This is a genomic window from Nocardia sp. NPDC049526 (assembly GCF_044465765.1).
In the GTDB taxonomy this organism is placed as follows: domain Bacteria; phylum Actinomycetota; class Actinomycetes; order Mycobacteriales; family Mycobacteriaceae; genus Nocardia.
In genome coordinates this window covers 722,470-749,148 of the sequence record NZ_JBITMA010000002.1, presented here as the reverse complement: position 1 = coordinate 749,148, position 26,679 = coordinate 722,470, and the positions used below count along the sequence as shown (strand labels likewise).

General features: G+C 66.7%; 22 protein-coding genes. 11 read left to right on the top strand and 11 right to left on the bottom strand.

Annotated elements, in window-relative coordinates:
* Window positions 1-58 precede the first annotated feature (58 nt).
* On the top strand, window positions 59-1,066 hold the full coding sequence (locus ACIBW7_RS08060; protein WP_397045257.1) for a malate dehydrogenase: 1,008 nt from the start codon (window positions 59-61) through the stop codon (window positions 1,064-1,066).
* A gap of 20 nt (window positions 1,067-1,086) precedes the next feature.
* Here the strand turns inward: ACIBW7_RS08060 and ACIBW7_RS08055 are convergent, their stop codons facing one another.
* Window positions 1,087-1,482, bottom strand: a complete 396-nt coding sequence (locus tag ACIBW7_RS08055) for a hypothetical protein (RefSeq protein WP_397045255.1) — start codon at window positions 1,480-1,482, stop codon at window positions 1,087-1,089.
* Window positions 1,483-1,540: 58 nt separating this feature from the next.
* Between ACIBW7_RS08055 and ACIBW7_RS08050 the strand changes: the two genes are divergently transcribed.
* Complete coding sequence (locus ACIBW7_RS08050; RefSeq protein ID WP_397045254.1) at window positions 1,541-1,987, top strand: MarR family winged helix-turn-helix transcriptional regulator; 447 nt, start codon at window positions 1,541-1,543, stop codon at window positions 1,985-1,987.
* On the opposite strand, the gene ACIBW7_RS08045 is transcribed toward ACIBW7_RS08050, so the two are convergent.
* The 4 genes from ACIBW7_RS08045 to ACIBW7_RS08030 all read right to left on the bottom strand — a co-directional run bounded on the left by ACIBW7_RS08045 (window position 1,980) and on the right by ACIBW7_RS08030 (window position 7,120).
* The gene (locus ACIBW7_RS08045) at window positions 1,980-3,059 is read right to left on the bottom strand and encodes a 2-oxoacid:ferredoxin oxidoreductase subunit beta (protein WP_397045253.1); all 1,080 of its coding nucleotides are present in this window, start codon (window positions 3,057-3,059) and stop codon (window positions 1,980-1,982) included. The genes ACIBW7_RS08050 and ACIBW7_RS08045 overlap by 8 nt on opposite strands.
* Window positions 3,059-4,984: a 2-oxoacid:acceptor oxidoreductase subunit alpha gene (locus tag ACIBW7_RS08040; RefSeq protein ID WP_397045251.1), complete on the bottom strand. Its 1,926-nt coding sequence runs from the start codon at window positions 4,982-4,984 to the stop codon at window positions 3,059-3,061. Before ACIBW7_RS08040 ends, ACIBW7_RS08045 begins: the two co-directional genes overlap by 1 nt.
* Before the next feature lie 83 nt (window positions 4,985-5,067).
* Entirely contained in the window at window positions 5,068-6,084 is a 1,017-nt protein-coding gene (locus ACIBW7_RS08035; RefSeq protein ID WP_397045249.1) for an Rv2578c family radical SAM protein, read from the bottom strand.
* 31 nt (window positions 6,085-6,115) lie between these two features.
* Window positions 6,116-7,120 (bottom strand): NAD-dependent epimerase/dehydratase family protein, encoded by a 1,005-nt coding sequence (locus ACIBW7_RS08030; RefSeq protein WP_397045247.1) that lies wholly within the window; start codon window positions 7,118-7,120, stop codon window positions 6,116-6,118.
* A 247-nt stretch (window positions 7,121-7,367) separates the two neighbouring features.
* Here ACIBW7_RS08030 and ACIBW7_RS08025 point away from each other — a divergent pair, with 247 nt between their 5' ends.
* Together ACIBW7_RS08025 and ACIBW7_RS08020 are read left to right on the top strand one after the other, a co-directional pair.
* Window positions 7,368-7,697 carry a type VII secretion target gene (locus ACIBW7_RS08025; protein WP_364474949.1) on the top strand — a complete coding sequence of 110 codons (330 nt, stop codon included), beginning with the start codon at window positions 7,368-7,370 and terminating at the stop codon, window positions 7,695-7,697.
* Window positions 7,694-9,310, top strand: a complete 1,617-nt coding sequence (locus ACIBW7_RS08020; protein ID WP_397045245.1) for a hypothetical protein — start codon at window positions 7,694-7,696, stop codon at window positions 9,308-9,310. The genes ACIBW7_RS08025 and ACIBW7_RS08020 overlap by 4 nt, the downstream gene beginning before the upstream one ends.
* A 159-nt stretch (window positions 9,311-9,469) precedes the next feature.
* On the opposite strand, the gene ACIBW7_RS08015 is transcribed toward ACIBW7_RS08020, so the two are convergent.
* Window positions 9,470-9,991, bottom strand: a complete 522-nt coding sequence (locus tag ACIBW7_RS08015; protein ID WP_397045243.1) for a hypothetical protein — start codon at window positions 9,989-9,991, stop codon at window positions 9,470-9,472.
* Window positions 9,992-10,054: 63 nt separating this feature from the next.
* Window positions 10,055-10,978 carry a neutral zinc metallopeptidase gene (locus tag ACIBW7_RS08010; protein WP_397045241.1) on the bottom strand — a complete coding sequence of 308 codons (924 nt, stop codon included), beginning with the start codon at window positions 10,976-10,978 and terminating at the stop codon, window positions 10,055-10,057.
* 340 nt (window positions 10,979-11,318) lie between these two features.
* Here ACIBW7_RS08010 and aspS point away from each other — a divergent pair, with 340 nt between their 5' ends.
* Both aspS and ACIBW7_RS08000 read left to right on the top strand, forming a co-directional pair.
* On the top strand, window positions 11,319-13,121 hold the full coding sequence (gene aspS / locus ACIBW7_RS08005) for an aspartate--tRNA ligase (protein ID WP_397045240.1): 1,803 nt from the start codon (window positions 11,319-11,321) through the stop codon (window positions 13,119-13,121).
* A gap of 65 nt (window positions 13,122-13,186) precedes the next feature.
* Window positions 13,187-14,155 carry a DUF389 domain-containing protein gene (locus ACIBW7_RS08000; RefSeq protein WP_397045238.1) on the top strand — a complete coding sequence of 323 codons (969 nt, stop codon included), beginning with the start codon at window positions 13,187-13,189 and terminating at the stop codon, window positions 14,153-14,155.
* Between the two features lie 67 nt (window positions 14,156-14,222).
* On the opposite strand, the gene ACIBW7_RS07995 is transcribed toward ACIBW7_RS08000, so the two are convergent.
* Window positions 14,223-15,434 (bottom strand): hypothetical protein, encoded by a 1,212-nt coding sequence (locus ACIBW7_RS07995; protein ID WP_397045237.1) that lies wholly within the window; start codon window positions 15,432-15,434, stop codon window positions 14,223-14,225.
* A gap of 193 nt (window positions 15,435-15,627) precedes the next feature.
* Between ACIBW7_RS07995 and ACIBW7_RS07990 the strand changes: the two genes are divergently transcribed.
* On the top strand, window positions 15,628-16,797 hold the full coding sequence (locus tag ACIBW7_RS07990) for a phosphotransferase family protein (protein WP_397045235.1): 1,170 nt from the start codon (window positions 15,628-15,630) through the stop codon (window positions 16,795-16,797).
* Between the two features lie 150 nt (window positions 16,798-16,947).
* Here ACIBW7_RS07990 and ACIBW7_RS07985 read toward each other — a convergent pair whose 3' ends face one another.
* The 3 genes from ACIBW7_RS07985 to ACIBW7_RS07975 all read right to left on the bottom strand — a co-directional run bounded on the left by ACIBW7_RS07985 (window position 16,948) and on the right by ACIBW7_RS07975 (window position 20,367).
* Window positions 16,948-18,201 carry an RNA polymerase sigma factor gene (locus ACIBW7_RS07985; protein WP_397045233.1) on the bottom strand — a complete coding sequence of 418 codons (1,254 nt, stop codon included), beginning with the start codon at window positions 18,199-18,201 and terminating at the stop codon, window positions 16,948-16,950.
* A gap of 4 nt (window positions 18,202-18,205) precedes the next feature.
* A complete protein-coding gene (locus ACIBW7_RS07980) occupies window positions 18,206-18,553 on the bottom strand; it encodes a YciI family protein (protein WP_397045231.1) in 348 nt (115 codons plus the stop codon).
* A 158-nt stretch (window positions 18,554-18,711) separates the two neighbouring features.
* On the bottom strand, window positions 18,712-20,367 hold the full coding sequence (locus ACIBW7_RS07975; protein ID WP_397045230.1) for an alkaline phosphatase D family protein: 1,656 nt from the start codon (window positions 20,365-20,367) through the stop codon (window positions 18,712-18,714).
* An 86-nt stretch (window positions 20,368-20,453) separates the two neighbouring features.
* On the opposite strand from ACIBW7_RS07975, the gene ACIBW7_RS07970 reads away from it, so the two are divergent.
* From ACIBW7_RS07970 to mltG, 4 genes are all read left to right on the top strand, one after another.
* Window positions 20,454-21,800 (top strand): replication-associated recombination protein A, encoded by a 1,347-nt coding sequence (locus ACIBW7_RS07970; RefSeq protein WP_397045228.1) that lies wholly within the window; start codon window positions 20,454-20,456, stop codon window positions 21,798-21,800.
* A gap of 105 nt (window positions 21,801-21,905) precedes the next feature.
* Window positions 21,906-24,572: an alanine--tRNA ligase gene (alaS, locus tag ACIBW7_RS07965; protein WP_397045226.1), complete on the top strand. Its 2,667-nt coding sequence runs from the start codon at window positions 21,906-21,908 to the stop codon at window positions 24,570-24,572.
* Window positions 24,572-25,105 carry a Holliday junction resolvase RuvX gene (ruvX, locus tag ACIBW7_RS07960; protein ID WP_397045224.1) on the top strand — a complete coding sequence of 178 codons (534 nt, stop codon included), beginning with the start codon at window positions 24,572-24,574 and terminating at the stop codon, window positions 25,103-25,105. The genes alaS and ruvX overlap by 1 nt, the downstream gene beginning before the upstream one ends.
* Window positions 25,102-26,679 (top strand): endolytic transglycosylase MltG, encoded by a 1,578-nt coding sequence (gene mltG, locus ACIBW7_RS07955; protein ID WP_397045222.1) that lies wholly within the window; start codon window positions 25,102-25,104, stop codon window positions 26,677-26,679. The genes ruvX and mltG overlap by 4 nt, the downstream gene beginning before the upstream one ends.

The following is a 26,679-nucleotide window of genomic DNA, read 5'->3' as shown; positions in this document are numbered from 1 at the left end:
GGGTCGTGAGAGTCGTTAGGGTGGGGATCGAGTGTCCGTCTATTGCAAGGAGTTTCTCGTGAGCACCGCTGCTCGGACCGCGCCCGTGACCGTCGCCGTGACCGGAGGCGCGGGGCAGATCGCCTACGGCCTGCTGTTCCGGATCGCATCCGGTGCGCTGCTGGGATCCGAGACGCCGGTACGGCTGCGGTTGCTGGAGATTCCGGCTGCGGTGGCGTCGCTGGAGGGGGTCGCGATGGAACTCGAGGACGGTGCGTTTCCGCTGCTCGAGTCGATCGACATCAGTGACGATCCGTGGGTCGGGTTCGAGGGTGCGAATGTCGCACTGCTGGTCGGTGCCCGGCCGCGCACCGCGGGGATGGAGCGTTCGGACCTGCTGGCCGCCAACGGTCCGATCTTCACCGAACAGGGCCAGGCGATCAACGCCAGCGGCGCCGACGACGTCAAGGTGCTCGTGGTCGGAAATCCGGCCAATACCAACGCCTTCATCGCCATGAGCAATGCCCCGGACGTCCCGGCCGAGCGATTCACCGCGATGACCCGTCTCGACCACAACCGCGCCATCGCGCAGCTGGCCAAGAAGACCGGCGCGCCTGCCGCCGATATCGCCCGCGTCGCCATCTGGGGCAACCACTCCGCGACCCAGTATCCGGATATCACGCACGCCACCATCGCTGGCCGTTCCGCCGGCGAACTCGTCGACCAGGGCTGGGTGCGCGAGAAATTCATCCCCACCGTCCAACAGCGCGGCACCGCCATCATCCAGGCCCGCGGCGCCTCCTCGGCCGCCAGCGCCGCCAGCGCCGCCATCGACCACATCCACGACTGGTCGCTCGGCACCCACACCGGCGACTGGACCTCCATGGCAGTCCCCTCCGACGGCTCCTATGGCATTCCCGAAGGCCTCATCACCTCGTTCCCCGCCACCTGCGCGGACGGCGAATATTCGATCGTCCAGGGCCTGGAGCTCGATGAATTCTCCCGGGCACGCATCGATGCCAGCGTCGCGGAACTCGAACAGGAACGTGACGCCGTCATCGACCTCGGCTTCGCCAAGCACGCCTGACTCATGTCCGTAGCCGCAGTTCAGGCTGCGGCTGTGGCGGAGCGACTCGCGCCGAGGGCCAATTGACCCGCGGTGGCGAGATGAATCAGCGCGAGCACGCTGCCGCCGACCACCATGCCCGGAATTCCCTGCCTGACGCCGATGGCGACGTCGCCGAGCTGTACCGCGCCCGACACGGTCAGCAGTGGTAGGAGAGCCCGCTTGCGGCGGCTGGCCAGGCTGAAAAGTAGCGCGGCGCCCAATGGGACGGCACGGGCGGCGTAGGCCTGTGCATACAGGTCGACACCGGGCGAGTCCGCGCTGCCGGATATCGCCAGAGCCGGATCGACAAGTGCCGCGACACTGAATGCCACAGCGATGCCCGCGCCGACCGCATTGACAATCATCGCGGATCTGGTGAGTTTCTGGTCCCGCATAGTTCACTCCTTGAATCATTCATCTGATGAATGATTTAGGAACAGTATTATGCTGGCTATGAAGAACGTCAAGGTGGAAAAGCTGCCGGAGACCGTTGCCTTCCGGCTGGGACTGCTGGGTGCGTTCCTGACCGACCGCTTCAGCGCCGATGTGTCGAGCCTCGGGCTCAAACCGAAGCATGCCGGGATGCTGAATGTGTTGGCGGCCGATGGGCCGACATCGCAGATGGAGATGGCGCGGGTACTGCGCGTCGCGCCGAGTCTGGTTGTCGCGTTGGCCGACCACCTCGAGTCCCTCGGGGCCATCGAACGGTTACGGGACCCGGAGGATCGCCGCCGTCAGAACCTGAGCCTGACCCCTCACGGTCGCGCACTACTGCGCAAATGCCTCGACGCCGCGCAGGCGATCGACGCCGAGACCACCGCGGACCTCAGCGCCGCCGAGCGTGCCGACCTGCATCGCATCCTCGGCACGCTCGCCGATCGGCTCGGTCTGCCTAGCTGATGGTCCAGGTTTCCGAGCCGTTGAGCAGGGACTGTAGCGAATCCTCTTGTACCGGTTTGCGTTCCCGCGCCATGGCGGTTTGGGTGCGAACCGCATCGTCGTAGGTGGGCCGGGTGGCATCGCGGAAGATGCCGGTGACCACGTGGCCCAGGTCCTGGTCGGACAGGCGCGAGAGCGCGTAGGCGTACTCCGGATTGTCGGCGTAGGCGTCGTGCACGATGATCTCGGACTCTTCGACCTCGTCGGTGCGCACCACGGCGAGCCCGAAACCGGCACGCACCACAGCGAATTCGCCATCGGCGCCGAAACGGATCGGCTGGCCGTGGTGCAGCGGGATGAGGCGGGATTCGGCATCGCCCTTGCGCAGCACATCGAAGGAACCGTCGTTGAAGATCGGGCAGTCCTGCAGGATCTCCACGAACGAGGTCCCGCGGTGTTCGGCGGCGGCGCGCAGCACCTCGGTGAGGCCCGCCCGATCGGAATCCAGAGCGCGCGCGGCGAAGCTGGCTTCCGCGCCGAGCGCGACCGACAGCGTGTTGAACGGGTGGTCGACCGAGCCCATCGGCGTCGACTTGGTGATCTTGCCCTCTTCCGAGGTGGGGGAGTACTGCCCCTTGGTGAGTCCGTAGATCCGGTTGTTGAACAGCAGGATCGTCATATTCACATTGCGGCGCAGGGCATGGATCAGGTGGTTGCCGCCGATCGACAGTGCGTCACCGTCACCGGTCACCACCCACACCGACAGATCCGGCCGCGTCACCGCGAGCCCCGTCGCGATGGCGGGCGCGCGGCCGTGGATGGAGTGGATGCCGTAGGCCTCGAGGTAGTACGGGAACCGGCTCGAGCAGCCGATCCCGGAGACGAACATCAGGTTCTCCCTGCGCAATCCGAGTTCGGCGAGGAAGCCGCGCACGGTCGCCAGGATCACGTAGTCACCGCAGCCGGGGCACCAGCGCACCTCCTGATCGGAGGTGAAGTCCTTGACCTTCTGCGGCCCGTCCGCGGACGGCACTCCCGAGAGTCCGGTGAGGCCCAGATCGGTTCCGACGAGCGAGGTTTCGACGATTGTCATCAGTTACCCCCAGCCGAGTACGTGGCACGCGCCCGTGCCGCGAACGTCTTATCGTGTTCCATATCCTCGATCGACCCGTCCAGTGCCGCATCGATCACCCCGACGAGCTCCTGTGCGGAGAATGCCGTGCCCGCGATCTTTGTCCACGGTTGCACATCCACCAGATACTTCGCCCGCAGCAGCATGGCCAGCTGACCGCCGTTCATTTCCGGCGCGACCACCGTCCGATAGCTCCGCAGCACGTCATCGAGGTTGGCGGGCAAAGGATTCAGATATCGCAGATGCGCCTGTGCGACCGGGACGCCGCGACGGCGGGCGCGTCGACACGCCTCGCCGATCGGCCCGAAGGAACTGCCCCAGCCGATCAGCAGGAGTTCGGCCCGCCCGTCCGGATCGTCGACCTCGAGATCAGGGACGGTGATGCCATCGATCTTGGCCTGCCGCAGGCGAACCATCAGTTCGTGATTGCCGGGCTCATAGGAGATATTGCCGCTGCCGTCGGCCTTCTCCAGTCCGCCGATCCGATGCGCGCGACCAGCGGTGCCCGGCACCGCGAGCGGCCTGGCGAGAGTATCGGGATCACGGGAGTAGGGCTGGAACGGCGTGCCCTCCTCGGCGTCGGGTTCGAAGCGCGGATCGATCGGCTCCAGTTCGGTGACCCGCGGAATCGACCACGGCTCAGAGCCATTGGCGATCGAGCCGTCGGAAAGCAACAGCACCGGCGTGCGGTAGGTGAGGGCGATGCGGGCCGCCTCCACCGCGGTCGCGAAGCAGTCGGCGGGGGAGCGCGGCGCGAGTACGGCGACCGGCGATTCCCCGTTGCGGCCGTAGAGTGCCTGCAGCAGATCGGCCTGTTCGGTCTTGGTCGGCAGTCCGGTGGACGGTCCGCCGCGCTGCACATCGACGATCACCAACGGCAGTTCCGTCATCACCGCCAGCCCGATGGTTTCGCTCTTGAGCGCCAGCCCGGGGCCGGAGGTGCTGGTGACGCCGAGCGCGCCGCCGAGGGCCGCACCGAGGGCCGCACCGATGCCCGCGATCTCGTCCTCGGCCTGGAAGGTGGTCACGCCGAAGTTCTTGTGCTTACTGAGTTCGTGCAGGATGTCGGAGGCCGGTGTGATCGGATAGGTGCCGAGAAAGACCGGCAACCCGGATAATTGCCCCGCGGTGACGAGGCCGTAGGCGAGCGCGGTATTGCCGGTGATCTGGCGGTAGGTGCCCGGCGGCAGCTTGGCCGGGGCCACCTCGAAGGTGGTTGCGAAGCTTTCGGTGGTCTCGCCGTAGTTCCAGCCCGCGCGGAAGGCGAGCAGATTCGCCTCGGCGATATCCGGTTTCGCGGCGAATTTCTCGCGCAGGAAGCGTTCGGTGCCGCCGATCGGGCGTCCGTACATCCAGGACAGCAGGCCGAGCGCGAACATATTCTTCGCGCGCTGAGCGTCCTTCTTGCCGACACCGGTCGTCTCGGTCGCGCCGAGGGTGAGTGAGGTCATCGGCACGCGGTGGATCACGAAATCGCTCAGAGTGTCGTCGTCGAGCGGATCGGTGGCGTAGCCGACCTTGCCGAGATTGCGTTTGGTGAACTCGTCCGTGTTCACGATGAGGGTGGCACCGCGGGGCAGGTCCTCCAGATTGGACTTCAGCGCGGCCGGATTCATCGCGACCAGCACGTCGGGCTGGTCGCCCGCGGTGAGGATGTCGTAATCGGCGATCTGGATCTGGAAGGACGAGACGCCGGGCAGCGTGCCCTGTGGCGCCCGGATCTCGGCCGGGAAGTTGGGCTGGGTGGCGAGGTCGTTGCCGAATGCGGCCGCCTCATGCGTGAAGCGATCACCGGTGAGCTGCATTCCGTCGCCGGAGTCCCCAGCGAACCGAATTACGACCTTTTCCAATTTCGCTGTGCCGACATCACTTTGGTCGGAAACCATATGCCTGCTTCACTTCCTCGTCCGATGGGAGGTGCCATTGGCCAACCTACTCCGCCGTGTGCGGGAATTGCTTGTGAAATGCTTTACCCGAAGAGCGCCAGCTGCGTGTCGCTGGGCAGCGGTGCCGGGGGTTGTGTCTGCGGCTCCGGGGTGTGCTCGCGGGTGAGGCCGTGTTGCTGGAGCAGCGGCTGCACCCGTTCGCGTAGCCAGGAGGCATATTCCGGCGTCACATAGGCGCCGCGGCCATAGAGCTGGCGATAGCGGCGCACCAGCGCGGGATGGGCCTCGGCCAGCCAGCTGAGGAACCAGCCGCGGGTGGCGCCACGCAAATGCATCGGGAATGCGACCACCGATACCGCCCCGGCCTCGGCGATCGCGCCGAATAGTGCGTCCAGGTGGGCGCGGCTATCGGTGAGATATGGAATCACCGGCGCGACCATCACATCAACCTCGAACCCGGCATCGGCCAGCGCCCGCACCATCTCCAACCGCGCCTTGGGCGTTGGCGTACCGGATTCCAGGCTGCGGTGCAGATCCATATCCAGGATCGCGATGGACACGGCGATGCTCACCCGGACCTGGTGAGCCGCTGCCGTGAGCAGCGGGAGATCCCGGCGCAGCAGCGTGCCCTTGGTGAGAATGGAGAACGGTGTGCCGGAATCGGTAAGCGCGCGAATAATGCCGGGCATCAACCGATATCGGCCCTCGGCCCGTTGATATGGATCGGTATTGGTGCCCAGTGCGACGGGTTCGTGATGCCAGGACCGCCGGCCGAGTTCCTTGCGCAGCACCGCGGCGATATTGGTCTTCACCACGATCTGCGAATCGAAATCCCGGCCCGCGTCCAGGTCCAGATACTCGTGGGTGGGACGCGCGAAACAGTACCGGCAGGCGTGTGAGCAGCCGCGCATCGGATTGATCGTCCAATGGAACGGCAGATTCGACGCCTCCGGCATCTTGTTCAGCGCGCTCTTGCACAGCACCTCGTGGAACGTCATGCCCTCGAATTCGGGGGTTTGTACGGTGCGCACGAAACCCGCCCGGTCGAGACCGGGCAGGGCGCCGTCGTCGGCATCCAGGGTTTGGCTTTGCCACCGCACCCCATCAGTCGAACATGTGTTCTAAAGAGTGTCAAGCGATCTGTCGGGCGTCGGACGCGGTGAGCTGCTTCGGATCGGTGAAGAAAGTGACCAGGTCGCGCACGGTCTTCTCGATGGGCCTCGGCTGATAGCCGATTTCGCGCTCCGCCTTGCCGTGGTCGACGATCGGGGCGGAGACCAGCGCGCCGAGTGCGGCCTTCGACACGATGTCGGTCTTGAGCAGTTTGCCTATCGGTTCGAGCACCGGAATCAAGCCGTTGACGACCTTGGGGGAGATCGAGAACTTCGGTCCCTTCTTGCCGCCGCATTCCGCCGCGGTGCGACACAGGTCGAGCATCGAGATCATCGAGCCGCCGAGCAGGTAGTTCTCGCCGGTCCGGCCCCGCTCCCCGGCCAGGATCAGGCCCTTCGCGACATCGCGGACGTCGACCAGATCGAAGCCGCCGCCGATCATTGCAGGTACCCGGCCGCGTGCGGCGTCCTTGAGGGTGCGGTTGATCCTGGACAGCGGGGTGCTGTAGTCGAGCGGGCCGAACACGCCGGTGGGATTGCAGATCACCGCGTCCAGGCCCTGCTCGATCACCTTGCGCAGTTCGATTTCGCCCGCCCATTTGGAGCGGTCGTAGACGGGCAGGCCGGGATCGGTCGAGCGCACCGAGGTCTCGTCGATGCGGCCGCCGCAGGTGTACTGGTTGAAGGCGTGGATGGAGCTCGCGTGCACCATGCGGCGCACGCCCAGATCCAGGGCCGCCTCGGCGACGACGCGCACACCCTCGGTATTGACCTTCCATGCCAGGTCGTGCTGTTCGGCCAGGGTGATCACGGCGACGAGGTGGTAAACGATCTCCGCGCCGGCGAGCACGGTGCGCATGGATTCGGGGTCGAGCACATTGCCGGAGACCCAGGTGACGTTCGGGTCCGTCCGCTGCTCCGGAACGACGCGATCGATTGCTGTGACCTCGTGTCCTCGTTCGACCAGCAGGCTGAGCAGATTCGTGCCAAGGTAGCCGGCTGCGCCGGTCACTGCGACCTTCATGTGATCGAGAATATAGAACTTGTTCTAATTTGCAACCTGTTCCAGTTCCTTTCCGGTGGCCGCCTTGGGCTCGAAACTTGCCGGTGAGGTCCGCTATATTGGGCGCAACCGCAGCGGCGCCGGTACCGACTCGCAGCTGCGCAGGGGCCCGATCGCAGCCGAGCTGCCGGTGCGGGCAGGGAGTAGATGTTGATCGACGCTATGAACACTGAATGGCAGTTCACGACGTTTTGGGGGGTGCAACTCGATGGCTGATCTCTCGGTGGAGACCGATGCGGTCCGAGCATTCGCGGCGACCAATGCCGGGGTCGCCGGCGAGATCGCGGGAGCGGGCAATTTCGATGCCGTGCAGAATGTTGCGGCGCTCACGCCGGTATTCGGCCTGATCGGCGCCGATTATCTGCTGGCGTTCGCCGCCGCACAGGTGTTGCAGGCCAAGGACATCAATGAGCTGTCGGCCAAGTACGACAAGCTCTCGAAGTCCGCGTTCACCGCGGCCGGCGCGTTCGACACCACCGACTTCGGCAACGCGGGCGTACTGAACGCAATCGCCGACCAGGTCGGAGGCGGGGCATGAGACCGATGGATACCGGTGCGACCGGCGTGATCGCACCCGATCAGCAGAGCGTGGCGATCGAAGAGGCCGTGATCGCGACGCAGAACACCGCTGTCGACGCATTGCAGAACGCGTCGCAGGGGTTGAGCGATCTGTCGCTGCCGCAGTTGCCCGCGGATCTGCCGCCGATCGAGGCGCCCGAATTCGTGCTCGCACAAAAGATCACCGAGGAATCGCCGCAGCTGGGGGCCATGCCGGCGGGCATGCCGGGGCTCAACGGCAACTCGACCCCCGACGCGAGCGCAATTCTGTCCGGCGCGGTGCCGCCCGATGTGTCGCAGGCACTTACCGATGCGCAGACCGCGATCAGCCATGCGGCTGCGCCGGTGGTGCAGGCGGCGCAGAGCGCGGCGCAACAGGCACAGACTGCGGTCAGCAGTGCGCTCGGCGGGGCGGGTAGCCAGGGTGCCGCGGCGGCCGCGGCGGCAACGAATATTCCGTCCGATCCCGTCGCGGCACTGATGCAGGGGCTGTCGATTCCCGGAATTCCCGGAATCGACACGCTGTTCCAGCCGATCCTGGAGCTGCTCAACAGCTTCGGCACCGGCGTTATCGGAGCCTTCGACCCGACTGCGATTCTCAGTCAGTCATCCAAGATCATCGAGGCCGCGGTATCGGTCGGCAAGGGTGGCCTGCAGACCGTCGAGCAGCTGTGGCAGGGCCAGTCGTCCCGCGAGGCGCAGGCCGCCAGCAACACCGCGCAGACCCAGGGGCAGGACACCAGTCAGCGCGGTATCGATATCTCCGAACTCACCCAGCGGGCCGCCGCGGTGGTGCAGCAGGGCAATGCGCAGCTGTTGGGGATCGCGAGCGAATTCGCCACGCAGGCAACCGCACTCGTGCCGGTGGCGCTGACACCGCCAGGTCAGGCCGCGCTCATCGCGACCGCGACCGAACATTTGGGGTCCGCCGTCGCGGTCGCCAATGCCACCCGCGGTGACCTGGCCGGGAAGACGGCCGAGCTGACCGGTCTGGTGAACCAACTGCTCGGGACCAGCGGTCTGCCCGCGCCGCAGGAGGTCGCGCAGGCGGTCATGCAGAACATCGGTGAGCCGATCATGGAACAGGCGCAGTCGGTGGCACAGGATGCGTCGACCAATGCCGCCGGCCTGTTGGACGGTTCCAGCACCTCCGGTTCGCCGAGCACGTCCACCATGGCGGCATCGACCAACACCGGGCACACCACCTCGGGGATCTCGGGCATGAGCGGCATCGGAAGCCGTTCCGGCACGCCGAGTACATCGGGCTCGCCGTCGACGCAGAAGGTGACCGGCACGCCGGGCAGCACCGTCTCGCCCATCAGCCGGGTCTCGGGTTTGTCCGGCACATCCTTGGGCACGGGTACGTCGACCAGCGCGGCGAGCTCGGGGAGCTCCTTCATGGGCGGCAGCCCCGGCGCCACCGGCCAACGCGGCGGCAACGACGACGAGCACACGCGCAATGTGGACCCGTACCAGAGCCGCACCGGCAACGACGACCTCACCGGGCCACTCGGTGAGTCCACCCCGGACGTCATCGGCGCGACCCACCCGGACGAACTGGTCAGCTCGGACTACGAACAGGACCAGTTCTAGTCCGAAACGAATTCTCCAGTGCCCCCGCTCGATTTCGAGTGGGGGCGCTGGTGTTCTAGCTGTACATACGGCTGAACGGTATTGCGGTACCTCAGGCCTGGCGGATACCGAAGTGCGCAACGTTCCTCGTGGCCATCGCTACCGGGGTCGACAACCGGCTCAGTGGTCTCGGGTGAAGGCGTCGAGGAGTTTGCGGTAGAGGTCGGTGAAGCGTTTGCGGTTGGCTTGTTGGTCGGAGGTGAGGTTCTCGGTCGCATCGGGGGCGTACATAAGGACATGGACGTCTTGGTCGGGCGGCGTAGGCATGAGATCGATGATCTGGGTGCCCTGGTCGGTGGCGCTGGGCATGCCGAGGTCGAGTGCGGCGAGTGATTTGGTTTCCGCCAGTGCGGCATTCAGAACGTCGGTGGGAATGGTGCCGGTGAGCCGCTGCGGTGGGGTGTCGGCGGCTCGGGTGGCGGATGCGGCGTCGGGCTGTTCGACCGCGTGGCCGTCCGCGTAGATCTGCAGCAGCGGGCGCAGGTCGATCCGCTCGGACCAACCGCTCGGGATGGTGGTGAGTGTCAGCAGTGCCGGGGCGGGTGATTGTGGTGCGTCGGCAGCGGGTTCGGCCGAGGCGACACCCCAGCTACCCGCAAGCGCCACGACGAGAAACAGCAGTGCCGGCTTTGTTCTCCGCATGAAATCCCTATCTACGCTGTGCCACAGTCCAACTGGCCTCGATTATCGACCATCTGTCGGCGATCAGCGTAAGGCCGACGGGTTGTTCAGGTCGGCGGCGGAGTACGTGTCGCATGCTTGGACCTGACCGGTTTTGTAACCGGTGAGGAACCATTTCTGGCGTTGGTCCGAGGAACCGTGGGTCCAGGCCTCCGGGTTGACGCGCCCCTGGGCGGCACGCTGGATTCGGTCGTCGCCGACGGCGGACGCGGCGGAGAGAGCGTCACGGATATCGTTGTCGGACAGGGCTTTCAGGAAGGGTTGATCGCTGCTGGGGGCGGGCTGCTTGTCGGCGAAGTGGGCCCAGATGCCCGCGTAGCAGTCGGCCTGGAGTTCGGTGCGCACCGCGCCGGATTCCGGTCCGTGCGGATCCCGCTGGGCCCGACCGATATCGCCGAGCAGATTCTGGATGTGGTGGCCGACCTCGTGCGCCACCACGTACTCCTGGGCGAGCGGGCCGCCGCTGGAACCGAAGCGGTCGACCAGTTCCTGGAAGAAGGCGGTGTCGAAGTACGCGGTCCGGTCGGCGGGGCAGTAGAACGGGCCGACCGCGCTGGTCGCATTGCCACAACCGGTCGAGACCGCGCCGGAGAACAGCACCAGTTTCGGCTTCGAATACTTCTTGCCGGTCTGCTGGGGCAGCTGTGCCGCCCACACCGCGTCGAGGCTCTGTGCGGTGAGCACCACCCGGCAGTCGACGTACCTATTGGCGTCCGCGCCGGTCTTGCAGTGCGCGGGCGTGCCCGCGGTGCCGGGCTGCGCAGTGCTGCTCTCGCTGCCGTTCAACTGTCCGAGCAGCGAACTGGGATCCCCACCGAGCAACAGGCCGATTACCAGCAGGATGAGACCACCGGCACCACCACCGAGGGCGAGCTTGCCACCCATCCCGGGTCCACCGCCGGATGAAGCCCGATCCGGGTCGATCTGGAGGCCTTCGTTGAAGGTCATCTGCTTCGCTTTCTGTGTTGGATTTGCGGCGCCTGCGGCGCCGCGTGTTCGCGGCCCCCTGCTGTCTCGCATCCGAGCGGCCGAGACTCGCGCCTGCGGCGCTGCGCTTCGGCCACTCGGATGCGAGACGGGCCACGAACGGCGCTCGTAGGACTCGCACCCTGGTGGGAACGTGTGCGGTACTGCCCGGTTCCGGCCCAAACCTGCGGACCGACGACCTGATGTCTACAGCTTCGCACGCGGGGCGGCGATATCGGTTTCCTCTCGGGATATGTGTCTCACTACGATGGCAACCGCACCGGATCGCCCTGCCGGTGTCACATTCGTCGAAAGGAATCCCGTGCTGCGCACCCACTTGGCTGGTTCGCTGCGAAGCGAGCACGCCGGTCAGACCGTCACCCTCACCGGCTGGGTGGCCCGGCGGCGTGACCACGGTGGCGTGATCTTCATCGATCTGCGCGATGCGTCGGGTGTGGCGCAGGCGGTGTTCCGCGAGGGCGAGCCCGCAGCGCAGGCGCACAAACTGCGCGCTGAATTCTGCGTGCGGGTCACCGGTGTGGTCGAGCAGCGGCCCGACGGCAACGAGAACCCGGAGCTGCCGACCGGTTCCATCGAGGTCAACGTCAGCGAACTCGAGGTGCTCAACGAGAGCGCGCCGCTGCCGTTCCAGCTCGACGAGCAGCCAGGTGACGAGGCCCGCCTCAAGTACCGCTACCTCGACCTGCGCCGCGAGGCACCGGGTAAGGCCATCCGGCTGCGGTCGAAGGTCAACGCGGCCGCTCGCGCGGTGCTGGCCCAGCATGAATTCGTCGAGGTCGAGACCCCGACGATGACCCGCTCGACGCCCGAGGGCGCCCGGGACTTCCTGGTGCCCGCGCGCTTGCAGCCGGGCAGCTTCTATGCGCTGCCGCAGAGCCCGCAGTTGTTCAAGCAGCTGCTGATGGTCGCCGGCGTCGAGCGGTACTACCAGATCGCGCGCTGCTACCGCGACGAGGACTTCCGTGCCGACCGCCAGCCCGAATTCACCCAGCTCGACCTCGAGATGAGCTTCGTGCGCCAGGAGGATGTGATCCTGGTCGCCGAGGAGATCCTCGAGGCGCTGTGGAAGCTGGTCGGCTACGAGATCCCGTTCCCGATTCCGCATATGACCTACGCGGAGGCCATGCGCCGCTTCGGTAGCGATAAGCCGGATCTGCGCTTCGGTGTCGAGATCACCGAATGCACCGAGTATTTCAAGGAGACCCCGTTCCGGGTGTTCCAGGCGGAGTACGTGGGCGCGGTCGTGATGCCCGGTGGCGCGAGTCAGCCGCGGCGTCAGCTCGACGCCTGGCAGGAGTGGGCCAAGCAGCGTGGCGCCAAGGGGCTGGCGTATGTGCTGGTGCAGGAGGACGGCACGCTCGGTGGTCCGGTCGCCAAGAACCTCAGCGAATCCGAGCGCGAGGGCCTGGCAAAGCATGTCGGCGCGGTACCGGGTGACTGTGTGTTCTTCGCCGCCGGTCCGGCCAAAGCGCAGCGCGCGCTACTCGGCGCGGCGCGTGGCGAGATCGCGCGCAAATGCGGTCTGATCGATGAGAACGCGTGGGCGTTCGTATGGATCGTGGATGCGCCGATGTTCGAACCCGCCGCCGAGGCGACCGCGAGTGGCGATGTGGCACTTGGTCATTCGGCGTGGACCGCGGTGCACCACGCGTTCACCTCGCCCAAGCCGGAGTCGCTGGACACCTTCGACACCGACCCGGGCTCGGCCCTGGCCTACGCCTATGACATCGTCTGCAACGGCAACGAGATCGGCGGCGGCAGCATCCGTATCCATCGTCGCGATGTGCAGGAGCGCGTCTTCAAGGTGATGGGCATCGGGCACGACGAGGCGCAGGAGAAGTTCGGCTTCCTGCTCGACGCGTTCTCCTACGGCGCCCCGCCGCACGGCGGCATCGCCTTCGGCTGGGACCGGATCACCGCGCTGCTGGCCGGCATGGATTCGATCCGCGAGGTCATCGCCTTCCCGAAGACGGGTGGCGGTGTGGATCCGCTGACCGATGCGCCCGCGCCGATCACCGCGCAGCAGCGCAAGGAAGCGGGACTGGACTTCAAGCCGGAGAAGAAGAAGGACGAGGGCGGCGACTCGGGTCGCGCTTCGGAATAGCGCGGGCTGCCGCTGGAACGGTACTTTCTGGTCAGTTTCATCGATGTTGACCACGAGGGGTTCCAGTGCTGCACATGCGCATGATCAGCCCGCCCGAACTCACCGACAAGGTGATGGCGGTGCTGAGTGCCGACTCGGGCGTCACGCATGTGACGCTGGCGCGCGGTGTCGCCGTCGAGCCCGTCGGTGATCTGATCCAGGCCGATGTCGCGCGTGAGGCCGCCAATGATGTGCTCGCCGATCTGACCACGCTCGGCATCAAACACACCGGCGGCATCACGCTCGGCCCGGTCGAGACGGTGATCTCCGATGCGGGTGAGCGGGCGATCGAGGAGGCTCCGGGCGATCCGACCGACGCGGTGGTGTGGGAGGAACTGCTCGCCCAGACCCATGAGGAGTCCTCGCTGACGCTGACCTTCGTCGCCTTCCTCACCATCGCCTGCCTGCTCGCGGCCGTCGGCGTGGCCACCGACTCACCGGTGACGATCGTCGGCGCGATGGTGGTCGGGCCGGAATTCGGGCCGCTGGCAGCCTTTTCGGTGGGGCTGTGGCGGCGGGATTTCCTGCTCGCCCGCAAGTCGGCGGTCGCGCTGCTGGTGGCATTTCCGGTGGCGATGGTCATCACGCTGTTGGCGACCTTGCTGTGGGAGCAGTTCGGCTGGATCACGCTGACCGGGGTGGAAGCCATCGAGAATGTCGACTTCATCTATGAGGTCGGGCCGTTCTCACTGGTGGTTGCGCTGCTGGCGGGTGCGGCGGGCATGCTGGCGGTGGTGACCGCGAAATCGGCGGCACTGGTCGGGGTGTTCATCTCGGTGACCACCGTGCCCGCGGCCGGATTTGCGGTGATAGCGGCAACTCTGGGGGAGTGGCATGTCGCGTTCATGTCGGCGGGGCAGCTCGCGGTGAACCTGGCAGGCATTGTCACGGCCGGGGTGCTCGTGCTGGCGCTGCGCCCGCGCGCGGGTAGCGAGGGGGGACCGATCGCCCGGTTCAAGCAGTGGTGGTGGCTGCGGTCACTGCCCTCGAAGTGACCGCCAATTCTGTTGCGGGGCCGATGCTCCGGTGCGCTGGGAGCAGATGCGCCCAGCGCACCCGAGGCTAGGACACGGACACGGTGCCGCCGGTGAGTGCCCGGTAGGCGTAGGTCACCGCGATTGTGCACACCGGTCCGGCGACCAGCAGGCCGAAGCCGCACAGCAGGGTGGCGACAAAGGTGATGACCAGCACGGCGAGGCCGAGTAGCAGCACCTGCCCGATATTGGCGATGACCAGCGTCGCGCTGGACTTGATCGCGTCGAACGGACCCTGTTCTTGATCGACGACGAAGTGCAGCGAGAACATGCACAGGAATCCGGCGATCAGACCGGGCACGAAGCACAGCGCCGCGCCGATCCAGGTGACTGCGAAGGCGAGCAGTGCTGTCAAGAGGACATTGCCCGCATTCACGAAATGGAAGTAGGACGCGAAAGTCGGTTTGTTGCCATCGGTTTCATAAAGAGCGCCGCGGATCATGGCGGCCTGCAGCAGCCAGATCGCGACCATGACCACGAGGAAGATCAGCAACAGACTGAACAGCGAATTCGGTTGCACGGCTTGGACGATGAGCACGAAGGCGAGATAGATGATCACCCCGACCGCGGTAACGGCCAGCCAGGGGCCGAAATTCGCGCGGAACTTCTCCCAGCCGTAGCTCAGGGCATTGCCGACGTCGAGGGTCGTCGGCGCGCCGGGGGCGGATTGGTAGCCGTAGGTCGGCACGCCGGGCTGAGCGCCCGGAGGCGGCATTGCGCCGGGGGGAGGCATCGTGCCGGCCGGTTCGAAGCCGGGTTGCGTTGCGCCGGGAGGTACGGCACCGGGCGGCATGGTGCCGGGCTTCGCCAGGCCGGGCGCGGCTGCGCCTGCCGGATCGAAGCTTGGTTGCACTCCGCCCGGCGGGACCGCTCCAGCAGGCATTGCGGCAGCTCCGGGAGGCATCGTGCCAGGGGGCATCGTTGCGGGATGCGCCGTGCCGGGACCGGTTCCCGGTGGACCGTAGCTCGGTTGTCCGGGCGCGCCGACCGGTGGCGGCGGCTCCACCGGTTCAGTACCGTACTGCGCCGCGCCGGGACCCTCGAACTGTGGGTAGCCCGCGGGTCCGGCCATCTCGTGCCTGCTGTGTCCGGTGCTCGATTCCGTCGGTTGCGGATTCGGGCTTTCGTGCTGACCCGGACGCGCGGCGAACTGTTCGCCGTCACCTTCGTCGGGCGCGCCGCCGCTCGGTTCGGGCGCGCCAGTTGGTTCGTTCGGCTTGGGCGACGGTGAGTCGGACATTGTCTGCAGACCTTTCGACGCAACTGGTTTGCGGTGTGGCGCACGGCAGTTGACGATGAGAAAACCGGACAGCCGCAATGGTGTCAAGCAACCAGCGCCCGTTCCGCAACCTTGACGCAGACACGCCGAACGACGCGGAAAGGTTGTGTAACCGCTCGCTAGAAGTGACCCGGTGCGAGTAGCTTGATTAGCGATGACCGCACTATTGGCCGAACGCGCCGCCGAAGTCGTGTCCGCAGCACAGCAGTTGCTCACAAAGCGAATGGGTGCTCCGGTAAAGCTGAGCGATCCGATGGAACTCAGCGGTAGTGGTAGGACGACGGTCCTACGCGTGCGTGTTTCAGAGAACGCCTTCTCCCTACCCCGGACGCTCATCGTCAAGCAGGTTCGCGGATCCGCGGCGGACCGCACGACGGGTGGTCTAGCGCCCGGCGTCGCCAGCATCGACTCCGCGTTTCTACGCGAGGCCGTGTCGTATCAGTTCACTACCGCGCTGAGCCGCGAACAGCGGCCCGGTGCATACCTGATCGCGCACAGCCTCCCGGACCGGCTGCTCGTCCTGAGTGATCTCGGGGAGAACGCCCGGATGACGCAGGTGCTGCAATCCGGTGTGGAACCGGCGACGCGCAACGCGCTCATGGCCTTCGCGCAGGCGCTGGGTCGGATGCATGCGGCAACCGTCGGGCGCGAAGCGGATTTCGTCGCGCTGCTGCGCCGGGTGGATGTGGTGCACCGGGTCGACGGCATCGCGCAACAGGCCGAGGCCGCCATCTCCGAGGTGCCCGGCATGCTGCAGCGCGAACTCGGTATCGAGGTGCCCGGTGAGATCGCCGAGCGGATCGTCCGAGGCAATCGCTTGTTCTCCGCGGGGCGCTTCCGCGCATTCAGCCCCTCGGACCTGTGCCCGGACAACGTGATCCTCAACGAAGAGGGCGCACGCTTCCTCGACTACGAATGGGGTGGCTACCGCGACGCCACCCTCGACATCGCCTACGCGCTGGTGTCCTTCCCCGGCTGCCTCTGTGACTTCGAACTGTCCCGCGAGCGCGCCAAGCAAATGGTCGAGGCGTGGCGCGCCGAGGTCGTCGGCGTCTGGCCCGCCCTGGCCGACGACGCCGTACTGGCCGAACGCATCCTGGAAGCCCGCCTCATCTGGGTCTGGCTCACCACCTACTGGTTCCTGCCCGCCGACCACACCCGCATCGCCGCCGCCCGCGAACACGGCCTCTCCGTTCCGCGCTCGGAGGCCCTGATCAATCGCTGGGCCGCCCTGGCGGAAGACGCACGCTGCACCGGCGACGACGCGGTCGGGGATTTCGCCGAGGATGTGTCGGCGATGCTCGAAGAGCGCTGGTCGGAGTAGGTTTCGGGTCCGCGTTGGCTTGGGACCCGGCGTAGTCGACGCGACTTCGTCGTCCGCGCACCTTTTGTGGCGAGGGCATCTCCGCCAGAGGGAGTGTGGGGTTATCAGTCCGGGTGAGAACAGGAGACCGCGCGCTCCTACTCGGCTGACTCAGGCCGTGAGGTCGGTTAGGCGGGATTCGAGGTGGGCTCGCTCTATGGTGTTTTCGGTTAGGAGTAGCGCGGATTCGTAGGCTCGGGCGGCTTCGGTAGTGCGGCCCAATTGGGTGAGGAAGGCCGCGCGGGAGGCTTCGAGGTAGCCGTAGGTGGCGAGGGACGGTTCGGCGGCGAGAGCGTCGAGTAGGGTGAGGGCTCGGCTCGGGTTGCCGGAAAGGCCCACTGCTACCGCGTGATTGAGGCGCGCCACGGGTGCGGGCCAGATCCGGAGCAGGAGTGCGTACAGGCCGGTGATCTCACGCCAGTCGGTTTCCGCCCAGGACGGTGCCTCGTCGTGGACGGCGGCGATGGCGGCTTGCAGGGTGTACCGATCCGTATGTGGCAGAGCGGTTTTCACCAAGGCGATGCCCTCGGCGATGGCCGCTCGATCCCAGCGGGAGCGATCTTGGTGCTCGAGAGTGCACAGTCTGCCTTCGGCATCCACTCGGGCGGCGCGTCGCGCATCGGTGAGCAGGATCAGGGCCAGGAGGCCGGTGACGGAAGGGTCGTCCGGGACGAGCGCCTGCATCATTCGCGCAAGTTGGAGCGCCCGACCGACCAGATCGGCACGCACCAGCGCGTCACCCGACGGCGCGGTGTGACCGGTGGTGAACAGCAGGTGGATGACCGCGCAGATGGCATCGAGCCGGTCGGGGAGTTCGCGCACCGATGGCACCCGATACGGGATGCGCGCCACCGCGATCTTCTTCTTGGCACGCGTGATTCGGGCCGCCATGGTCGATTCGCTGGTGAGGAAGGCACGGGCGACCTCGGCGGTGGTGACACCGCAGACCAGACGCAGGGTCAGCGCCACCCGGGCCTCGCGTGCCAGTGCCGGGTGGCAGCAGGTGCTGATCAGGCGCAACCGGTCATCGGGAATGGCCGATGCCGAATCCAGTTCCGCGAGTGCGAGCTCGGCGGTGTCGTCGGCCTGGTCGGTGACCAGCATGGGTAGTGCGCGCTGCATGGTCGCATCGCGACGCAGCAGGTCGAGGCCGCGGCGGCGGGCGACGGTGGTCAGCCAGGCGCCGGGCTTGGCGGGAACGCCGTGCGCGGCCCACTCGGTGAGTGCCCGCGCGTAGGCGTCCTGGACGCATTCTTCGGCGAGGTCGAAATCGCGGACCAGCCGCACCGTCGCGGCGAGCACGAAGGCCCACTCGCGACGGTGCGCCTGGTCGACGGCGGCAGCCGCATCGGTATCGATCGGCACAGGGCTATTCGAAAGTCATGATCGGGCGCACCTCGACGCCGCCGAATCGGGCGGGCACCTGCTTGGCCACTGCGATCGCGGCGTCGAGATCCGCGGCCTCGATCAGGTAGTAGCCGCCGAGCGCCTCCTTGGCCTCGGCGAACGGGGCATCGGTCACGGTGAAATCGCCGTCGTCCTTCTGCCGGATGGAGGTGGCGGTGGCGGTCGGCTGGAGTGCGTTGCCGCCCTGAACGGCGTCGCCCGCGATCTCCTGGAATGTCACGTGCGCCTGGTAGACCTCGCCCATGACCTGCTCCGATGCGGCCGCGTACGCGTTTTCGTCCTCGTAAATCAGCACCAGGTACTGGCTCATGATCTCGCTCCTTCGGGTTGCGCCGGCCCGCCGATCGGGCCGTCGTATTCGTTCCGACGATCGAGCTCGACGGAAATCGACAACCTTTCGCGAGAAAATTCTGCTCCTGGAATCGCGTGGAGTCTCGCAAGTCGTGCCGATGCAGACCTTCCGCGCGGTCAGGCGACCGGTCCCGGGCGTGGCTCGACGCGCCCACCGGAACGAACGGCGAACGAAGCACCGTGACGCACGCCGGAATTGGGATCGGCGACATCGGTGACGTAGAACCAGTCCATCTGCGCCTGCGCCGGGGTGACCTCCAGGACGCCGTAGCCGTGCGACTCCATCTCGACATACCGTAGATGCCGATTCGTCCCCTTGACGGACTCCTCGACCGGGACCGCGACCGTGCGCGGCGGCGCCTTCAGCAGCTCGCCCAGACTCGACGAGGTCACCGACGGGACCACGAATTCCGTGCCCACCGTCGGCCCACCCGGATAATTCGCCGGGTCGACGGGCAGGTCGGCGGCCCATGAGGAGTGGATATCACCGGTCAGGAAGACGACATCGCCGACCTGCTGGTCGGTGATCGACTGGAACAGTGTGCGACGGTCGGCGGTGTAGCCGTCCCACTGGTCGGCGTTGGCCGGAACGCCGGATCGCGGCACACCCATCATGGTCGTGATGGCCTCCGTGGTCGCCGGTTCCAGCGGCGGGAACACCAGCGGCGCGATCATCACCGAATTGCCGACGAGCTTCCACTGCACCGGCGCGGATGCCAAACCGGCAGTGAGCCAATCCATTTGGGCCTTGCCGGTGATGGTGCGCACCGGGTTGTCGACCGCGCGCCAGCCCGCGACCGGGTCGACCTCCTGATCGCGGTAGCTGCGCAGGTCGAGCATGGACAACTCGGCGAGGTTGCCGAAACGCAGCCGTCGATAGATCTGGACGTCGGCCCCCGAACTGCTCCCCCGGACCGGCATCCACTCGAGATATGCGCGGGCCGAGGCGGCGCGGCGCTGCTGCCAGTCGCCCTCGGTGGCCGGATCGTGGTTGTTCGCACCGCCGGACCAGGCATTGTCCGCGAATTCGTGATCATCCCAGGTGCAGATGAACGGCACTCGCGCGTGCAGCGCGAGCAGATCCGGATCGGTCTTGTACTGCGCGTGCCGGATGCGATAGTCGGCGAGGGTGACGATTTCATCGGCAGGCTCGTGCGGACGCACCGCACCGGTGCGTCCGCCGTATCTGCCGCGGCCGTATTCGTAGATGTAGTCGCCGAGGTGCACGATCGCGTCGAGGTCGGTGCGGTTGGCCAGATGCCGGTACGCACCGAAGTATCCGGCCTCCCAGTTCGAGCAGGACACCACGCCGAAGCGCAGGCGATCGACCGCCGCGGAGATGGCCGGGGCGGTTCGGGTGCGGCCGACGGGGGAGTGCACGCCGAATGCGGTGAAGCGGTAGAAGTACGCGCTGCCGGGCTGCAGATCGGTCACATCGATCTTGACTGTGTGATCGTAATCTGCTGTGGCCGTGGCCATTCCGGATGCGATCACGGATGCGAAGCGCTCATCGGCGGCCAGTTCCCAGTGCACCGCCGCGGTTTCGCCGATGCCGGAACCGGGCGTCGCGTCGTCGGAGACGGTGACGCGAGTCCAGATGATCACGCCGTTCGGCAGCGGATCACCCGAGGCGACGCCGTGACGGAATACCGGTCCCTCGGCGCGTGCGGGCGTGGCGACCGCGAATGCGGCGACAGTCGCCGCGGCACCACCCTTGAGCAGAGTGCGTCGAGCGAAAGGCTCGAAATCCGGAACGACGACGTTTTCAGCCACGGCTGCGATCACAGCCGATCCACGGTCCGCGAGGCAAATCGGTACACGACCCGGCGCTGTCGGTGCTCCTCGGTAACGTGCTCGGTGTGAGCGAAGGTCTATTCGACGTGCCCGGCGACGAGGTGCCGACCGGACACTCCATCGACAGTGTGGTGCGCCGCGATGCCGGTGCGCCGCTGGCGGTGCGGATGCGGCCCGCGACATTGGACGAGGTGGTCGGCCAACAGCATCTGCTCGGGCCCGGCTCGCCGCTACGGCGGTTGATCGAGGGGTCAGGCGCGGCGTCGGTGCTGCTGTACGGGCCGCCGGGAACCGGCAAGACGACGCTGGCGTCGCTGATTTCGCAGGCCACCGGTCGGCGCTTCGAGGCGCTGTCGGCCTTGTCGGCCGGGGTGAAGGAAGTGCGTGCGGTCATCGATGTGGCCCGCCGCCGTCTCACCGCGGGCGAGCAGACCGTGCTGTTCATCGACGAGGTGCACCGCTTCTCCAAGACCCAGCAGGACGCGTTGCTGGCCGCGGTGGAGAACCGGATCGTGCTGCTGGTCGGCGCTACGACCGAGAATCCGTCGTTCTCGGTGGTCTCGCCGTTGTTGTCGCGCTCGCTGGTACTGCAATTGCAGTCGCTCACCGCGGCTGATATCCGGCTGGTGCTCGACCGTGCGCTCGCGGACCCGCGTGGTTACGGCGGCGCGTACACGGTGACCGAGGCCGCGCTCGAGCACATCGTGCGGATCGCGGCTGGTGACGCGCGCCGGGCGCTCACCGCGCTGGAGGCATCGGCAGAATCCTCGTTGGACGGCACCGTCGATGTGGATCTGGTCGAGGCCAGCGTGGACAAGGCGGCCGTGCGCTACGACCGTGCCGGTGACCAGCACTACGACGTGGTGAGCGCCTTCATCAAGTCGATCCGCGGCTCGGATGTCGATGCGGCACTGCACTACCTGGCCCGCATGCTCAGCGCGGGCGAGGACCCCCGCTTCATCGCCCGCCGCCTGGTGATCTCGGCGAGCGAGGATATCGGCATGGCCGATCCGATGGCGCTGCAGACCGCCGTCGCGGCGGCGCACGTCGTGCAGCTGATCGGCATGCCCGAGGCTCAACTCACCCTGACCCACGCGACGATTCACCTGGCCACGGCCCCCAAATCCGGTGCCGTGCCCGCTGCCCTCGGCGCTGCCCTCGCCGACATTTCGGCAGGCAAGGCGGGTGCGGTCCCGGCACATCTACGCGACGGCCACTACGCGGGAGCCGCCGCCCTCGGCAACGCCCAGGGCTACAAATATCCGCACGACGACCCGGACGGCGTACTGGCCCAGCAGTATCCGCCCGACGAAATCGTCGGCCGCGACTACTACACCCCGACCGACCACGGCGTCGAACGCGATATCCAGCGCCGCGTCGAGAAGCTGCGCAGAATCGTCCGCGGAAGATAAACGCTCACTTCGCCGCAGACCGGTTCCGGGTCGGCCCCGTCAGCGCACGTGAACCACCCCGGTCGCTGAAAAAGGGGATGCGGGGCACCGGTAGGCTGGATATCTGTGCAGACCCACGAGATCCGACGGCGATTCCTGGACCATTTTGTCCGTGCCGGACACACCGAGGTGCCCAGTGCCTCGCTGATCCTGGCCGACCCGACCCTGTTGTTCGTCAACGCGGGCATGGTTCAGTTCAAGCCGTATTTCTTGGGCCAGGAGGCGCCGCCGTTCCCGCGTGCGACCAGTGTGCAGAAATGCGTCCGCACCGGCGATATCGAAGAGGTCGGCGTCACCACCCGGCACAACACCTTCTTCCAGATGGCGGGCAACTTCTCCTTCGGTGACTACTTCAAGGAGGGCGCCATCACCCTCGCCTGGGAGTTGATCAGCAAGTCGCAGGAGGACGGCGGCTACGGCTTCGATCCGGAGCGGATCTGGGTGACGGCCTACGAATCCGATCCGGAGGCCGCCGAGATCTGGCACCGCGTCGCGGGCATCCCGAAGGAGCGGATCCAGTTCCGCGACGGCAAGGACAACTACTGGGATATGGGTGTGCCCGGCCCGGGCGGCCCGTGTTCGGAGATCTACTACGACCGCGGCCCCGAATACGGTAGGGACGGCGGCCCGGTCGCCGACGAGGACCGCTATCTGGAGATCTGGAATCTGGTCTTCATGCAGGACATCCGCGGTGAGCAGAGCCCCAAGCTCGGCTACCCGCCGGTCGGATCGCTGCCCAAGAAGAATATCGATACCGGTATGGGCGTCGAGCGCATCGCGTTGCTGCTGCAGGGCGTCGACAACGTCTACGAGACCGACCTGCTGCGCCCGATCATCGATAAGGCCGAGGAGTTGACCGGCCGGTCCTACGGGGTCGAACACGAGGACGACCGCCGCTTCCGCGTCATCGCCGACCATGCCCGCACCTCGGCCATGCTGATCGCCGATGGCGTCAACCCGGGCAACGAGGGCCGTGGCTATGTGCTGCGCCGCCTGCTGCGCCGAATTGTGCGCTCGGCCCGGCTGCTCGGCGCGGACAAGCCGGTGATCGGCGAATTCATGGAGGTCGTCAGCGAGCTGATGTCGCCGTCGTATCCGGAACTGGCCACCGACTTCGCGCGGATCGAGAATGTCGCGGTGGGTGAGGAGACCGCGTTCCTCAAGACGCTCAATACCGGCTCCCGGCTGTTCGCGGATGCCGTCGATGAGGTTGCGGCCAAGGGCGGCAAGACGATTCCGGGTTCGGACGCCTTCAAACTGCACGATACCTACGGCTTCCCGATCGAGCTGACCCTGGAGATGGCAGCCGAGGCCGGACTGTCGGTCGACGAGGAGGGCTTCCGCTCGCTCATGGCCGAGCAGCGGAAGATGGCCAAGGAGGATGCGCAGGCGCGCAAGCACGGACATGTCGATCTGTCCATCTACAAGGAGTTGGTCGACCGCGGCGCAACGGAATTCACCGGCTTCGACGAGCTGACCTCCGAGGCGCACGTCCTCGCGCTGATCGTCGACGGTGTCCGGGTGCCGACCGCCACCATCGGCCAGGATGTCGAGGTGATCCTGGACCGCAGCCCGCTGTACGCGGAGTCCGGTGGGCAGATTGCCGATCGCGGCACCATTACGGCCCAAGCCCTCAAATTGCGCGTCAACGATGTGCAGAAGATCGCCAAGAAGCTGTGGGTGCACAAGACCACGGTCGAACAGGGCCAGATCACCGAGGGCGATATCGTACTCGCCCAAGCCGATCCGGCCTGGCGCCATGGCGCCACCCAAGGCCATTCCGGCACGCACATGGTGCATGCCGCGCTGCGGCAGGTGCTCGGCCCGAACGCCGTGCAGGCCGGTTCGCTGAACAAGCCCGGCTATCTGCGCTTCGACTTCAACTGGCAGGGCCAGCTTTCCGAACAGCAGAAGGCCGATATAGAGGCCGTCTCCAATGACGCGGTCGGCTCGGACTTCCCCGTGAACACCTTCGTCACCGATCTGCCCAAGGCCAAGCAGATGGGCGCGCTCGCGCTGTTCGGCGAGAACTACGGCGACGAGGTACGCGTGGTGGAGATCGGCGGACCGTTCTCGATGGAGCTGTGCGGTGGTACGCACGTACAGCATTCCTCGCAGATCGGCCCGATCACCGTGCTCGGCGAATCGGCGATCGGTTCCGGCAAGCGACGTGTGGAGGCCTTCGTCGGCCTGGACTCCTATAAGTATCTGGCGAAGGAGCGCGCGCTGCTGGCCGGTGTCGCGTCCTCGCTGAAGGTGCCTTCGGAGGAGGTTCCTGCGCGCGTCGAGCAGCTCGTGGAGCGGCTGAAGGTGGCCGAGAAGGAGCTCGAGCGCACCAAGATCGCCACTGTGCTCGCCTCGGCGGCCAAGTTCGTGGACGAGGCCGAGCGGGTCGGCAGCGTGCTGTTGGTGGCCGCGGCCGCGCCCGAAGGTGTCTCCGCCGGTGACCTGCGCACCCTCGCCACCGATATCCGTGGCCGGTTCGGCACCGAACCTGCGGTCGTCGTGCTGCTCGGCAATGCCGATGGCAAGGTGCCCTTCGTCGTGACGGTCAACAAGAGCGCGCAGGATCTCGGCTTCAAGGCCGGCGATCTGGTCGCCAGCTTCGGCCCGAGTATTTCCGGTCGCGGCGGCGGCAAGCCGGAGATGGCGCAGGGCGCCGGGTCGGACCCCTCGGGTATCGAAGTCGGTCTGGCCGCGGTCCGTGCCCGGGTAGCCGCTCCGACCGGGTGATGGGCGACTCGGAGAGTCATCGTCCCTCGCCCGACACCGATCCCGGCCGCGGCAGGCGGATCGGCATCGATGTCGGCAGTGTCCGAATCGGGGTTGCCTCCAGCGACCCGGACGGCATGCTCGCCACGCCCGTGGAAACGGTGGCGCGCGCGAAGCCGAGTAAGCGCGCGCCCGGACCGGCAAGCGACATTTTCAGAATTGCCGAAATTGTGCGGGAATACGAGGCCGTCGAGGTCATCGTTGGTCTGCCACGGACATTGCGCGGGGAAAAGGGGACCGCAGCCGATGCGGCGATGGCGTTCGCGGAGCGTTTGCGTGCAGTCATAGCACCCGTGCCTATCCGACTTTCCGACGAACGTTTGACTACGGTGTCAGCTGCACGCGCATTGCGGGACAGTGGAGTTCGCGCGCGTGGCCAGCGGCAGGTGATCGATCAGGCGGCCGCCGTAGCGATCCTGCAGGGATGGTTGGACGAACGGAGTGCGGTGTTGAAGTCGGCCGAAGCGGCGTCTGAGTCCGGAGACGGTGCATGACGGATCGATGGGCGCGAGCCGAGGAACGTTTCCGTCAGCGCGAGGCTGAGCGGCGTTACCGGCGAAACGACCAGGCATGGGAAGACTACGACGACGACACCACGGTCATTCCGCGCTACACCGACGAAGATCACGAGGAGGTGCTGGCGGCCGAGCGTTCGCGGCGGGCGGCCCCGCAGCGGGCCGAGCGTGGGGAACCGCGGCGTGGGCGTCCGCAGCGGGCCGAGGAAGCGGAGCCGCGGCGGTCTCGCGGTGACGGGCTGGGCGGCGGACGCTCAGGTGCCGCGTCGGCGCGGTCCGGGCGGGCCAGGTCCGAGCGCGGCGGTAGTCGGACAGACGAGGAGCGTGCGGAGTCCCGCTCGGAGCGTCGGCGCGGTGCGCCCTCGCGCGGCCGGCGGTCCCGGGCGGCCTCTCGCAAGGCCGCCGAGCGCAAGAAGCGCCGCCGGAATCTGTGGCTGATCGGTGCGCTATTCGTGGCGCTGTTCGCCGGCGCCGCGGTATTCGCGGGGATGAAAGTGGTCAAGATGTTCGGCGCGCCCGAGGATTTCGCGGGTCCGGTCGGACCGCTGGTGGTGGTGCAGGTCCATCCGGGCGATACGTCGAACCAGATCGCGGAGGAGATGCACAAGAAGGGCATCGTCGCGAGCAGTGAGGCCTTCTTTCAAGCGGCCGTGCGCAATTCGAATATGAATTCGGTGCAGCCCGGCTACTACGCGATCCCGAGTCACAGCCCGTCCACGCAGGCGGTGACGGCACTGCTCGGCAAGAGTTCGCGGGTCGGCAATCTGGTCGTCTCCGAGGGACGGCAGCTACACGACCAGCAGGACGTGAATACCGGCTCGCGCAAGGACGGCATCTACCGCAAGATCGCCGACGCCAGCTGCGTCGGCACCGGTACGAATCAGAAGTGCCTCACCTACGACCAACTCGATGCAGCCGGTGCGGGTGCGGATCTGACCGCCCTCGGCGTGCCGAGCTGGGCCGAGCAGCGGGTGCGTGACGTACCCGACCGCACCAGGCAGCTGGAAGGTCTTATCGCCGCGGGCACCTGGGATTTCGATCCCAGTGGTTCGCCGGAGCAGATTCTGAAGCAGCTGGTGAGTGCGAGCGCGCGCAGCTACGAGTCGACTGGCCTGCTGCAGTCCGGCGCCGAGACGAAGCTGAATCCGTACCAGACCCTGATCGCCGCCTCACTGGTGGAACGCGAAGCGCTGCCGCAGGATATGGGCAAGGTGGCGCGGGTGATCGTGAACCGGCTTGCGGACAACCAGCCACTGCAGTTCGACTCGACAGTGAACTACGCACTGGACCGCACCGAGGTCGCGACCACCGACACCGACCGTGCCAAGCGCACGCCGTGGAATACCTACGCCATGCCGGGACTGCCGGCCACCCCGATCTCCGCGCCATCGTTGAATGCGTTGCGCGCCGTGGAGAATCCCGAGCCGGGGACGTGGTTGTACTTCGTGACTGTCGACAAACAGGGGACCACCTTGTTCACCGAGAGCTACAGCGAACATCTGCGCAATATCGAAAAGGCCAGGCAGAGCGGAATTCTCGACAGTGGGCGGTGA

Bases quoted from the DNA above. Each gene is read 5' to 3' on its own strand.
- ACIBW7_RS08055 (WP_397045255.1), bottom strand. From the start codon at position 1,482: ATGCGGGACCAGAAACTCACCAGATCCGCGATGATTGTCAATGCGGTC.
- ACIBW7_RS08050 (WP_397045254.1), top strand. From the start codon at position 1,541: ATGAAGAACGTCAAGGTGGAAAAGCTGCCGGAGACCGTTGCCTTCCGG.
- ACIBW7_RS08045 (WP_397045253.1), bottom strand. From the start codon at position 3,059: ATGACAATCGTCGAAACCTCGCTCGTCGGAACCGATCTGGGCCTCACC.
- ACIBW7_RS08040 (WP_397045251.1), bottom strand. From the start codon at position 4,984: ATGGTTTCCGACCAAAGTGATGTCGGCACAGCGAAATTGGAAAAGGTC.
- ACIBW7_RS08030 (WP_397045247.1), bottom strand. From the start codon at position 7,120: ATGAAGGTCGCAGTGACCGGCGCAGCCGGCTACCTTGGCACGAATCTG.
- ACIBW7_RS08025 (WP_364474949.1), top strand. From the start codon at position 7,368: ATGGCTGATCTCTCGGTGGAGACCGATGCGGTCCGAGCATTCGCGGCG.
- ACIBW7_RS08020 (WP_397045245.1), top strand. From the start codon at position 7,694: ATGAGACCGATGGATACCGGTGCGACCGGCGTGATCGCACCCGATCAG.
- ACIBW7_RS08015 (WP_397045243.1), bottom strand. From the start codon at position 9,991: ATGCGGAGAACAAAGCCGGCACTGCTGTTTCTCGTCGTGGCGCTTGCG.
- ACIBW7_RS08010 (WP_397045241.1), bottom strand. From the start codon at position 10,978: ATGACCTTCAACGAAGGCCTCCAGATCGACCCGGATCGGGCTTCATCC.
- ACIBW7_RS07995 (WP_397045237.1), bottom strand. From the start codon at position 15,434: ATGTCCGACTCACCGTCGCCCAAGCCGAACGAACCAACTGGCGCGCCC.
- ACIBW7_RS07990 (WP_397045235.1), top strand. From the start codon at position 15,628: ATGACCGCACTATTGGCCGAACGCGCCGCCGAAGTCGTGTCCGCAGCA.
- ACIBW7_RS07980 (WP_397045231.1), bottom strand. From the start codon at position 18,553: ATGAGCCAGTACCTGGTGCTGATTTACGAGGACGAAAACGCGTACGCG.
- ruvX (WP_397045224.1), top strand. From the start codon at position 24,572: ATGGGCGACTCGGAGAGTCATCGTCCCTCGCCCGACACCGATCCCGGC.
- mltG (WP_397045222.1), top strand. From the start codon at position 25,102: ATGACGGATCGATGGGCGCGAGCCGAGGAACGTTTCCGTCAGCGCGAG.